This window comes from Sphingobacterium rhinopitheci (assembly GCF_022627575.1).
GTDB classification, from domain to species: Bacteria; Bacteroidota; Bacteroidia; order Sphingobacteriales; family Sphingobacteriaceae; genus Sphingobacterium; species Sphingobacterium rhinopitheci.
Genome location: NZ_JADEYQ010000003.1, coordinates 133261 through 145902, shown reverse-complemented (window position 1 = coordinate 145902; position 12642 = coordinate 133261). Strand labels below are relative to the sequence as shown.

General features: G+C 36.1%; 8 protein-coding genes and 5 tRNA genes. 9 read left to right on the top strand and 4 right to left on the bottom strand.

Going from position 1 to position 12642, the window contains the following annotated elements; all coding sequences use genetic code 11:
- The first annotated feature begins 31 nt into the window (after positions 1–31).
- Entirely contained in the window at positions 32–991 is a 960-nt protein-coding gene (locus IP023_RS05480; RefSeq protein ID WP_241789254.1) for a hypothetical protein, read from the top strand.
- 218 nt (positions 992–1209) lie between these two features.
- On the opposite strand, the gene IP023_RS05475 is transcribed toward IP023_RS05480, so the two are convergent.
- A complete protein-coding gene (locus IP023_RS05475) occupies positions 1210–2715 on the bottom strand; it encodes an SUMF1/EgtB/PvdO family nonheme iron enzyme (RefSeq protein ID WP_241789253.1) in 1506 nt (501 codons plus the stop codon).
- A 174-nt stretch (positions 2716–2889) separates the two neighbouring features.
- On the opposite strand from IP023_RS05475, the gene ispF reads away from it, so the two are divergent.
- On the top strand, positions 2890–3366 hold the full coding sequence (gene ispF, locus IP023_RS05470; RefSeq protein WP_241789252.1) for a 2-C-methyl-D-erythritol 2,4-cyclodiphosphate synthase: 477 nt from the start codon (positions 2890–2892) through the stop codon (positions 3364–3366).
- Here ispF and IP023_RS05465 read toward each other — a convergent pair whose 3' ends face one another.
- On the bottom strand, positions 3367–4578 hold the full coding sequence (locus IP023_RS05465) for a TCR/Tet family MFS transporter (RefSeq protein ID WP_241789251.1): 1212 nt from the start codon (positions 4576–4578) through the stop codon (positions 3367–3369).
- Between the two features lie 455 nt (positions 4579–5033).
- Between IP023_RS05465 and IP023_RS05460 the strand changes: the two genes are divergently transcribed.
- Together IP023_RS05460 and uvrC are read left to right on the top strand one after the other, a co-directional pair.
- Positions 5034–7301 (top strand): transglycosylase domain-containing protein, encoded by a 2268-nt coding sequence (locus tag IP023_RS05460; protein ID WP_241789250.1) that lies wholly within the window; start codon positions 5034–5036, stop codon positions 7299–7301.
- A gap of 65 nt (positions 7302–7366) precedes the next feature.
- A complete protein-coding gene (gene uvrC / locus IP023_RS05455; RefSeq protein ID WP_241789249.1) occupies positions 7367–9178 on the top strand; it encodes an excinuclease ABC subunit UvrC in 1812 nt (603 codons plus the stop codon).
- 25 nt (positions 9179–9203) lie between these two features.
- On the opposite strand, the gene IP023_RS05450 is transcribed toward uvrC, so the two are convergent.
- Both IP023_RS05450 and era read right to left on the bottom strand, forming a co-directional pair.
- Positions 9204–10808 (bottom strand): Na+/H+ antiporter, encoded by a 1605-nt coding sequence (locus tag IP023_RS05450; protein WP_241789248.1) that lies wholly within the window; start codon positions 10806–10808, stop codon positions 9204–9206.
- A gap of 129 nt (positions 10809–10937) precedes the next feature.
- The gene (era, locus tag IP023_RS05445; protein WP_241789247.1) at positions 10938–11816 is read right to left on the bottom strand and encodes a GTPase Era; all 879 of its coding nucleotides are present in this window, start codon (positions 11814–11816) and stop codon (positions 10938–10940) included.
- 117 nt (positions 11817–11933) lie between these two features.
- Between era and IP023_RS05440 the strand changes: the two genes are divergently transcribed.
- The 5 genes from IP023_RS05440 (at position 11934) to IP023_RS05420 (ending at position 12463) form a co-directional block, all read left to right on the top strand.
- Positions 11934–12005, top strand: a tRNA-Met gene (locus IP023_RS05440).
- 44 nt (positions 12006–12049) lie between these two features.
- Positions 12050–12121: transfer RNA gene (locus tag IP023_RS05435), tRNA-Met, on the top strand.
- A 42-nt stretch (positions 12122–12163) separates the two neighbouring features.
- Positions 12164–12235 (top strand) — tRNA-Met (locus tag IP023_RS05430).
- A 43-nt stretch (positions 12236–12278) separates the two neighbouring features.
- Positions 12279–12350: transfer RNA gene (locus tag IP023_RS05425), tRNA-Met, on the top strand.
- 41 nt (positions 12351–12391) lie between these two features.
- A tRNA-Met gene (locus IP023_RS05420) sits at positions 12392–12463 on the top strand.
- Positions 12464–12642: the final 179 nt, after the last annotated feature.

Here is a 12642-nt window from a genome sequence, read left to right as displayed (position 1 = left end):
GGAAACATTTTTACTTTAGCATCTTTAGGATATGGTAAAATATTTATTGCTACTAATGGCTTTATGTATAGAGGGGAATTTGTTGGCTCAATCTTCATCAAGAAATGAGTATAATCAGTTTTTGATAAAGATTGAATCTTTTATCAATAGGCATAAAATAGAGGTTGACAATCGGTTTGTAATAAAGAAATTAGCAGATTCTGTTTCCTTTTACCCGAAAGATTTAAATTGTTTGCTGAAGGAGCAGATAGTAAAATTGGCAAAGGGGAGTCCGGTTATAGCGGATTCTATGGCATATGAAGTAGCTGTTTTCTCTGTACCTATTGTAGATACCTTGATACTATCTTTTGCCGATAGTTGGAAAATTAGTATAGACACTACTGTCTCATTTCCTAATATGGGTACGTATGGTGAATTTCATGGTGGTATGCGTAATTTCAACACGATGTTGGCGAAGTACCTTACTCAGAATAGGGAGTTGATACCAGACAGTGTATTGCGGTTTAGTATTGTCTTTGACAATAGCCATTATTCCAAATTGTTATATATACTTGGCGGCTCTCAAAGCCTTAGAGATTCACTATTTTCTTTTTGGGGTACTTATAAATTTAAACATTATCCTGCAATATTATATGGTAGGTTATGGAATCAAATTTATCTTTTCCAGGCGAGTCAAGATAGCGTAAATACCATTGCTGTAGAATGCACTGAAACTAATATTATTGCCGGTTTGGCAATTAGTAACGAAGCCGTCTATGGTATCTTGGAAAGAAAACCATCCGATTATTTAATTCAATTGGTCTATGACCCCAAAAATTCAGTAGATAAAATTTATCAAGATAATCATATTGATCGTTTGTTGATGAAGGATCGAAAGGCTGTATTGAGCGCTTTAAGACATATGCATGAACAACGATTTCTAGATGGTTTAGTATATCCCATGGGCACGTACTATGTGTCAAAATACCTAGTAAATCAAGGTAATTATTAAAAGATTATATTACAGATAAATTAACTATAAATCGCTAATAATTATTCAAAGCGGTATTTTATAGGGTTTTTAAAAACAATAAAATTGTAATACACCCTACAGGGTGAATAGGATTCTCATGGAATAAGTTAGTTTACCCCACTTGGGTAATGATTATAGCAAAAGCCTATTGAACAATAATAATAATGCTGATCGGTATAAATGCAATCACCATTAGTTTATCTCCTTGGGCCAAAGTCATTTCCTACCATAGTCATCGCACAACGAAATCCTGTCATTGCATCCGACTGATCTTGTTGCATATGTCGTCGTGTCGCCGGATTTAACCAGTAAGCTCTATCATTCCATGATCCGCCTTTATATACCCTTGATTTGTCATTTACCAAAGATGTTTTTCCATATAACTCCTTGTTCGTTTCATCATTATGGCCTCTTACGTCATATTGATAAGTGGTACTGTTAGGGTCTGTATTTTGTGCCGCTTGTAATTGCTCCCATGTTTGTTTTCGACCAGAGATAGCAGGGATTTTAATGGTTTTCCCATCTTCGCTTTTCGCTAATTCTCGTGTTTCTGTATTTTCATATTTATTATTCATAAATACATGCCCACGATAGGGGTTGAAATCATCAAAATCTTCATATGATAGTTGACGATATACATCAGATACCCATTCATTTACATTCCCTGCCATATTGTATAGGCCTATATCATTGGGTATATAACTTTTAACAGATACAGTAATATCACCTCCTTCATTTAGATCGCCGGCAACACCTCTATTGTTACCACTATTGATTTTGAAATTAGCTAACATCTTACCTTGATTTCTTTTGGTGCCATCTCTTACACCCAAACCATTCCAAGGATATGTTTTACCATATTCAACGGTTCCTTCCCAAGAATTACCTATTAATCCAAGTGCGGCATATTCCCATTCTGCTTCCGTTGGTAAGCGGTAGGGTTGTTTTAGTATACCATCTTCCATACGTACGGTTCGTTTAGCACCTTTTTCGGTACCTATTCGATTGTCATTGGGCATATTTTTTCCATCGATTCCCGCTCCTTTGATTTGACCATTTAGGTATAGATCTGTATTAAATGCTTGGTTCTGTTGGCCTTTTTGGTCATTTAGCGTTTTATAGTCTATAAGTACTCCTTGTTGTCTTAATATATGTTCGTTGACACGATCTGTACGCCACTCACAATAAGTGTTCGCTTGATCCCAACTCACACCTACAACGGGATAATCTTGAAAGGCAGGGTGTCTTAAATAGAAATTTACGTAAGGCTCGTTGTATGATAATGGGCTACGCCAAACTAATGTATCTGGCAATGCATCGTAATACACTCTACTTTGAGCAGGATAATTTTGTGATATCCAATGTAGGTACTCTAACCAATCGGCATTAGAAACCTCCGTCTCATCAATATAGAATGAAGCGACGGTTACTCGTCTTTTCACATTGTCATAATCATAGTTTAAATCTTGATTCAAACTACCCCCCATTACGAAAGTACCACCTTCAACAGCGATCAAACCTGGTCCTGCAGATGACCTTATCTTTCGGTTTATTTGTAGTCCACCATTATATGGATCATTGTAACTCACACCTGTTTTATCAGAAACACCATTACGTTTGCTTTTACTTTTACACGAAAGTAATAGGAGGGGTGCTATTGAGAGAATAAATGCATAAATAAAGAGACATCTTAAATATTTCATATTTATAATTAGCTATTGCGTCCAATAATGTTTAAATCTAATAATTATTTATTTAATATTAAATATATTTTTTTTATAAAACAATTTATTATCGCTATTGTTTGTTAAAATTGCCAAATAGCCAAGATTGAGTAATAAATTGCATCTTTGTTCGTATTTCAATATTATATATTCATGAAAATTAAGGTAGGATTTGGTTTTGATGTTCATCAAATGAAAGAAGGGCATCCATTTGTTTTAGGTGGAGTTACTCTAGAACATCATTCTGGCGCTTTTGGTCATTCAGACGCAGATGTATTGGTACATGCTATTTGTGACGCTATATTGGGAGCAGCTAATTTGGAAGATATTGGTTATCATTTCCCAAATACAGATGATAAATGGAAAGGGATTAGTAGTTTATTGCTGCTAAAAGAATGTGTTCGTTTAGTTGCCCAAAAAGGATGGACTTTGGGGAATATTGATGCAATGCTGTGTCTTGAGGCACCAAAGATCAAACCTTACATTGCTGCAATGAAGGAGAAAATTGCCGAAGCAGCAAATATCGATATCGATGATATCTCTATAAAAGCTACCACCAATGAAACTATGGGGTTTGTAGGTAGAGAAGAAGGAGTAGTCGCTTATGCTGTTTGTTTAATACAAAAATAATTATTTCTTACGGAAATAATTTATGATTATAAACAAGGCTACTGTAGCTAACATGCCAGCAAATATAAATGGTGCGCCTGGAAAATATAATGACAAATCTGTTTTTTTTGAAAAATGAGAAAACAGATTTGTCATTATTATAGGTCCTAATATCGCAGTGAGCGAGATAACTGATGTTATGCCACCTTGTATCCGCCCTTGTTCATCTTGGGGAACTAAATTTGAAATATGACTTTGTAGTGCTGGGCCAGTAATACCTGCTAGTACATAAGGCACACTTATGGCATATAGCATCCAACTCGCAGTAGCCAAACCATAGAGTGGAAAAGTAATCATATAGATAACTATTCCAGCTATTATAGCTTTGCCTGTTCCTATTTTTGGTATTATCACTCGAATTAATCCTGCCTGTACGATCATCAGTAATGTACCGATAAATCCCAAGGATAGACCAACCATTTTCTCATCCCAACCAAATTTTTCTAATGTATAATATGACCATGTACTTTGAACAGAATGAGAAGCCATATTGATCAGGAATATACACGCTATAAGCGGCAATATGATAGGGTGTGATTTGATGTGTATAAAAGCTCCAATAGGATTAGCCGATTTCCATTCAAATGGACGGCGTAATTCTGGCTTTAGCGATTCTGGAACAATAAAATAACCATACAGAAAGTTGACGAAACATAGTACTCCAGCAGCATAGAAAGGTACTCTGGCTCCAAAATGGCCCAAAAGGCCACCTAGTACAGGGCCTATTATAAAACCCAAGCCAAATGCAGCGCCCAATAAGCCAAAATTTTGTGCTTTTTTTTCCGGCGTACTTATGTCAGCTATGTAGGCCGCTGCAACAGTATAACTGGCTCCTGTTATGCCAGCAATGAACCTACCTACAAATAACCAAGCAATGGTAGGTGCAATTCCCATTAATAGATAATTAAGGCTAAAACCAATCAAGGAGATTAATAAAACAGGTCTTCGACCATATTTATCACTTAGATTACCCAGTACGGAAGCAAAAACAAATTGTGTAATTGCATATGTAAAAACAAGCCATCCACCATAGCGCGAAGCTTCGCTTAAATCACCTCCAGTTAATTCTTGAATTAATTTAGGCATTACTGGAATAATTATACCTAAACCTATAACATCTATTACGACAGTTATAAATATGAAGAATAGTCCCGAGGACTTTTTATTTTGCATACCTTAAATTTGACATTCAAATGTAAGTAAAAGTTATTTATTTAGTTTTTGAAATTCATTTTGTTCCTTTAATCTGTATAATTCACTAATTGTGGATTCCTTATTTTGTTATGAAAAGAAAATAGTGTTTTTGTTAAATTTGTTTTTGTCCTTTGGTTGTGGTACTTCTTTATGATTATAGAGTTTTAGTAGTTGGATGTTTTCTTTTTTGTTAAAAATAAGATACTTAAAAATAAATAAAAGATAGAAATCAATTGATTTTTGTTGATACTTTTCGGAACTTCGCACCGTATTATATCATATAAAAGAGATTTTTTTATTCTATCCATAGAATAATGAATATACCTCAAATTATTTATAATACCTTTGTGATTGAAAAAGATAGACTTCTGAGTGAATAATAGCTTAGAGTTTATTGATAAATAAAGAACAATATAGAATTCGAGTATTCAATAATGAAGAGAGAGTCAAAAAAAAATAAACTTACATCAGAAGATATCAGTCGTTATACACGTGTTTTTTGGTCTATTTTGATTGGAACAGTAGTGCTTGTAACACTGATTTTGACGAGTGTTCGATTGGGGCTATTTGGAGAACTTCCTAGTTTTGCAGATTTAGAAAATCCTAAAAGTAATCTTGCGTCGGAGATTCTAACCGATAATAATACGGTCTTAGGAACTTATTACTTACAAAATAGATCCAATGTAAAATATAGTGAGCTATCACCATTTTTGATCGAAGCATTAGTTTCTACTGAAGATAAGCGCTTTTATGATCACTCCGGTATCGATTATTCACGTACATTAACAAGTGTGTTTCATACTTTGACAGGAAATAAACAAGGTGGGAGTACTATTACACAGCAGTTAGCACTAAATTTATTCTCCGAGAAACGTGAACGTAATCCTATCAAACGGATTATGCAAAAGTTGCAAGAATGGATTACAGCAGTTCGTTTGGAAAGAAATTATACCAAAAATGAAATTATAATGATGTATTTTAATACGGTAGATTTTGGGTATAAAAATACATTCGGTATAAAATCAGCAGCAAAGACTTTCTTTAGTACAACACCTGATAAATTGACCGCTGAACAAGCGGCGATTCTTGTAGGGATGTTAAAAGGACCTACCTTATATTCACCAGTACGCAATGAAGAGAAATCATTAACAAGACGTAACCAAGTATTGTTAAATATGCGTGATGCTGATTTCTTGACGGACGCAGCATATGAAAAAGCAAAGAACGAACCGATAGGATTAAAATTAAATATTTCTACTTACGGTGAAGGATTGGCCGCATACTTTAGAGCTTCATTGAAAGATGAAATAAAAAAAGAATTCAAACGTCTCGCTATTACCAAGCCTGATGGTACGCCGTATGATTTGGATAGGGATGGATTAAAAATCTATACACCCATCAATTATAATATGCAGAAGTATGCTGAGGAGGCGCAGAAAGAATGGATGATGGTCTTGCAGCGTGAATTTAACAAGCAATGGCGCAATAAAAATGCTTTTGCTACTGCAGATAGAAAGAAATTGCTAGAGTCTGGAATGAAGCGTTCAGATCGTTATATACAGATGAAAGAAGATGGTGCTTCGGAGGAGGATATTAAGAAAGTTTTTAATACTAAGGTGAAAATGGAAATATTCACTTGGAAAGGAAACATTGATACATTAATGACGCCATTAGATTCGATTAAATATAATAAATTAATCCTTCGTAATGCTGTGATGTCAATGGAACCGCAAACAGGTCATGTGAAAGCATGGGTTGGTGGGGTCAATTTTGAACATTATAAGTATGATCAGGTAAAACAAGGGACACGTCAGGTAGGTTCTACAGCTAAGCCGTTTACCTATGCCGTGGCGATAGATAATTTTTATTCTCCTTGTTATACAGTACCTAATTTTCAGCAAACTTATGGCGACTGGACGCCGCGTGGTACCACACAAGGTGGTAGCCCAATTACATTAAAGAATGCATTGAAATATTCGCAAAACTTTGCTACAGCCTTTGTTATCAATGAAGTCGGTGCTGCCAATGTTGCTGAATTGACACGCAAGATGGGTATTACTTCAGATGTGCCTAATTACCCTTCTATCGCTTTAGGAGCATATGATGCTTCTGTTTTTGATATGGTAGGCGCTTATTCTGCATTCGTAAATCATGGTACTTGGGTAGAGCCTACGATGATACTTCGTATCGAAGACAAAAATGGCGCTATTGTTTACGAGCGTACACCTGAGGTTAAGAAGGTGCTAAACAGTGAGTCTGCCTATATAATGGTGGATATGCTGAAAGGCGTAGTGGATGGCGGTACTGCCTCACGTTTACGTCGCAAAGAGTATGGTGGCTTGACGAATCCAATTGGTGGCAAGACAGGTACAACGAATGACAACTCCGACGCTTGGTTTATTGGTGTTACACCACAATTGGTAACTGGGGTTTGGACTGGTGCTGAAGATAGAGGGATAAGTTTTAGTAATATGCAGTACGGGCAAGGTGCAGCAGCAGCTTTACCTATATTTGGATTATATATGCGTAAAGTTTACGATGATAAATCACTTCATTATTCGAAAGATGATTTCCCTAAGCCTCCAGGAGGAATGACAAGAGAGATGGATTGTTCGCAATATGTAGGCGAATATGAAGGGTATTCGACGGAGTCGCAGCAGCCAACAATTCAAACGGAACAAGAAGAAAGATTAGGTTTTTAGTACCTTTTACAATATTTAGATCATTCGGACAGCCTATTTTTGTAATTTGCTGTCCGATTTATTTTATGGCTATTTTCGATTACAAAGAAGAGTTAAAAAGGATTCCGCATAAGCCGGGAGTATATCAATATTTTGATAAGGATGACGTATTGATTTATGTTGGTAAAGCAAAGGATCTTAAAAATAGGGTTTCTTCTTACTTTGTCAATGAAAATCAGCTTAATTCAAAGACACGTGTTCTTGTTCGTAAGATTCAACGCATTGCTTTCACTATTGTGGACACAGAGATTGATGCTTGGTTATTGGAAAATAATCTAATCAAAAAGCACAAACCTCGGTACAATGTAATGCTTAAGGATGATAAGACATATCCTTGGATTGTGATTAAAAACGAACCTTTTCCGCGTGTATTTTGGACTCGCCGATATATCAAAGATGGCTCCAAATATTTTGGGCCTTATGCCTCCGTAGGGATGATGCATGTGGTATTAGATACCATACGTGAATTGTTCCCGCTGCGCACTTGTGCTTTAAACTTGTCCCAAGATAATATTGCCAAGGGCAAATACAAAACATGCTTAGAGTATCAAATTGGTAATTGTAATGGTCCCTGCGAAGGATTGCAATCACGAGAGAAATACGATCAAAATTTAGAAGATATTAAAGATATCTTGAATGGAAAGATTTCTGTCGTAACCAACAAGATAAAGGAACAACTTAATGAAGCTATAGGTAAGTTGAATTTTGAAGAGGCGCACCTATTGAAGGGCAAATTGGATAAATTGGATAATTATCAAAGTAAATCCACGGTCGTAAGCTCTTCTATCACGAATCTGGATGTCTTCAGTATTGCATCTGACGAATCTTACGCTTTTGTCAATTTCCTCAAGGTCATGAATGGTGTCGTGATCCAAACTCAGACGCTCGAAATGAAAAAACGTCTTGATGAATCCGAAGCGCAATTGCTTGCAATAGCTATCCCTGAGATTAGAAATCGTTACAAGAGTGTTTCTAGGGAAATTATTGTGCCTTTCTCACTTGAAATTGAGGGCCTGCCGGAAGAAGTCAAATTAAATGTCCCTAAATTGGGTGATAAGCGCAAGCTATTGGATCTCTCGTTGAAGAATGTCGCTTACTTCAAAAAGGAAAGGCTATTGCATTACGAAAAATTGAACCCAGAAGTAAAGACAGAGCGTCTGCTTCTACAAATGCAAAAGGACCTTCGTCTCAATACCTTACCAAGGCATATCGAATGTTTTGATAACTCCAATATCCAAGGTAGTTTTCCTGTTTCTGCGATCGTCGTATTTAAAGATGGAAAACCATCCAAAAAAGATTATAGGCATTTCAATGTAAAGACTGTAGAAGGACCTAATGATTTTGCAACGATGGAAGAAGCTGTTTATCGTCGTTATAAGCGATTGTTGGATGAAGGGGAGGAATTACCACAGTTGATTGTTATTGATGGCGGTAAAGGGCAGTTAGGGGCTGCATTGAAAAGCCTAAGGCTATTAGGTATAGAGCGGAAGCTAACGGTGATCGGTATTGCTAAGCGATTAGAGGAATTATTCTATCCTGGAGATCAGTATCCATTATATTTGGATAAAAAGTCAGAGACATTGAAAGTTATCCAACACCTACGTGATGAGGCGCATCGCTTTGGTATTACTTTTCACCGTAACCAGCGAAGTAGGAAGACTTTCGTTTCGGATTTAGATAATATTCCTGGCATTGGAAAAGTAACCGTCGAAAAATTGTTGACCACCTTCAAGTCTGTTAAGCGCATAAAAGCGCTATCTGATGAAGAGCTAAAAACAGTGTTAAATCTGAAGCAGATACAAGCGCTGCGTACTTATTTTCAAGAAGAAAAGAGTTAGTATGGGCATGTTGATAGCTGATGAATTACTCAAATCCTGTTATTTGTATTTCATTATAATCCAGTTGTCTCCCTATTTTACGTAACAGCTCATCGTCGTATTTTTTATCTTTTTTTAATTGATTTAATAATTTGCGTTCCTGATGAATCAACAGTAAAGTAATCTTTTTATTCTCTTTTTTATTGTGCATAAATACTTCTGTGGATGTTGTCCATTCTTTTTTATGCCCCCATAATGTAAGTTCATTTTCTAATTTTTTATGATAGTACCTGATATAATCTTTAGGATTGTCGGTATCTGTCATGTATTGTTGAATGGTGCTTAACGAACTTTGTTTTAGCTGGGTAAGGATTTCTATTTCTTGCTTTTCAAGTGTAAGGTTACTGTTGTTGTTTTCATATTTTAATAGTTTTAAGATCAATGGTAATAGTAATCCTTGGCCTACTAAAGTGATCAATATGGTAACGAATGTGATGAATAATATAAAATTGCGATGTGGAAATGGTGCTCCATTTTCTATTAATGTAGGGATAGAAAGTGCTGCTGCCAATGATACGACACCGCGCATTCCTGCCATACTTATGACAAGAGAATCTTTCCAATTCGGTTTTTGTTCAACGATTTTTCGCTTTTTAGATAGATACCAAGGTGCAAATGCCGTGAAAAAACAGTACACAATGCGAACAGTCAACAATAATATACTTAGTATAACGCCATATTTGATGCCATGATACAGCGTATGTGTAGGCATGTTTGCGGTAATCGTAGACAGCTCAAGGCCTATCAGGATAAAAATGAAAGCATTTATTAAGAAGATCAATACAGACCAAATATTCGTTGCTTGAATACGTGTAGCGTGTGTTAGGTAGCGTATGTTATAGGACATCATCAGGCCTGATGCTACGACGGCCAGTACTCCCGAAAAATCGAAATATTCCGCGCTGATATACACAAAGTAAGGGACCAATATAGTGATTACTGTATCTACATTAGTGTTTGAGGGAATCCAACGCAATAGGTACCCGGAGCCCAATCCTATCACTAAACCTATGCCAATACCACCGATTGCCATTTTGAAGAATTCTTCCACAGCATCTTGAAACACAAAATTTGAAGTGACAATAGCTGCAAGCGCAAATTTGAAAACAATCAAACTGGAGGCATCATTAATAAGGCTTTCCCCTTCTAAAATACTCGTTATTTTTTTTGGGATTTTTAGATTTTTTAGAACTGATGTCGCCGCAACAGCATCTGGAGGAGAATTGATGCCCCCGATTAAAAAACCTAATGCTAATGTCGCTCCTGCTATAAAATAATTGGAAAAATAAGCGATTACGATAGACGTAAAGAATACTAAACCAAAGGCTAACGAAAATATTTGTCTCTTGTAATGATGGAAATCTTTCCATGACGTAAACCAAGCGGCTTCAAATAAAATTGGCGGTAAGAATATTAAAAATATAAAGTCAGGATCAATTTTTATATGTGGCATATTAGGAATCATGCTAATAATAAGACCTGCGATAACCAAAAATATAGGGTAGGCAATTTTAAGTTTTTGACCTAAAAGAACCAACATCATGACCGTGAATATTACACTGATAGCAATTAGGAGGTAGCTATGAATCATTCTTAAGTTTATTGTTGAAAACAACTTGTTTTCAATAAATGTTTTGTTGATAGACTATATTTTATAAAGAAATGAGGGCAACCTTTATGGGGATGCCCTCATTTCTTTAAAGACTTAATCAGGTTATAGTTAATCTTCGTAACCAAATCTTTTTAAGTGGTTCTTTTTGGAACGCCAATCAGGAATGACTTTCACAAAAAGCTCTAAAAATACTTTTCCACCAATAAATTCCTCAATATCTTGGCGTGCATATGTTCCTACTTTCTTGATCATAGATCCCGCTTTGCCAATCAAAATATTCTTTTGTGAGTCACGCTCAACAATGATTTCTGCTGCTATCTTCGTGATGTTAGGCTCTTCTTTGTACGATGTCACTATTACTTCAGCACTATATGGAATTTCCTTGTCGTATAATTTGAAAATCTTCTCACGAATCATTTCCGAAGCAAAGAAGCGCATAGATTTATCCGTTAACTCATCTTTTTCATAATAAGCAGGGTGAATCGGCAAGCGCTCTTTAATGTAATCCATTACAGGAGGTACATTGTATCCTAATAATGCGGACATAGCAAAAATAGCCTCTGGATTAAGCTTTTCTTTCCAATATTCAATTTTTGCAAATACCTCTTCTTCTGATGATTTGTCAATTTTGTTGATTAACACAGCTACTTTTGCGGTAGTGTTTAATAATTTCTCTATAACATCATTCTCATCATGCTTCTCATTGATGTCTGTAACAAATAGAATAATATCAGCATCTACTAAAGAACCTTGGACAAAATTCATCATCGATTCTTGTAAAGAATATTTAGGAACAATGACTCCAGGAGTGTCTGAAAATACAATTTGATGATCTTCATCATTGACAATACCCATAATACGATGGCGAGTTGTTTGTGCTTTAGGGGTGATGATTGACATTTTTTCACCGACTAAAGCATTCATTAGCGTAGACTTACCTGCATTGGGCTTACCTATGATACTTACGAATCCTGCTTTGTGCGACATTATTTTCCTTTTTATTTGTTTTACAAAGAAACAAATAATATCTTTGTGCTCCAATTAAGGAAGTAAATAATCTTTGATTTTAGTATTAAAACAAAGATTTTGACATATAAAATATAATGCGGGATGGAGCAGTGGTAGCTCGTCGGGCTCATAACCCGAAGGTCATCAGTTCGAGTCTGGTTCCCGCTACTAAAATAAAGCTAAGCGCGAGGCTTAGCTTTATAAAAATACAATGCGGGGTGGAGCAGTGGTAGCTCGTCGGGCTCATAACCCGAAGGTCATCAGTTCGAGTCTGGTCCCCGCTACTAAAATAAAGCTATGTGCCGATTAGCTTTTTAAAAATACAATGCGGGATGGAGCAGTGGTAGCTCGTCGGGCTCATAACCCGAAGGTCATCAGTTCGAGTCTGGTTCCCGCTACTAAAATAAAGCTAAGCGCGAGGCTTAGCTTTTCAAAATACAATGCGGGGTGGAGCAGTGGTAGCTCGTCGGGCTCATAACCCGAAGGTCATCAGTTCGAGTCTGGTCCCCGCTACTAAAATAAAGCTAAGTGCCGCTTAGCTTTTTAAAATATAATGCGGGATGGAGCAGTGGTAGCTCGTCGGGCTCATAACCCGAAGGTCATCAGTTCGAGTCTGGTTCCCGCTACTAAAAATTAAGCCTTACACTTTTGTGTGAGGCTTTTTTTTGTGTCTATAGAAATAATTGTTACAACAATAGTTTTTTTTGCAATTATTGTTAAACTATTGTTAAAATATAATTAACTGCATATTAATAGGTTATAATAAATCGAATAGTTTCATATGTAACTAATTTTAATTTTAGAT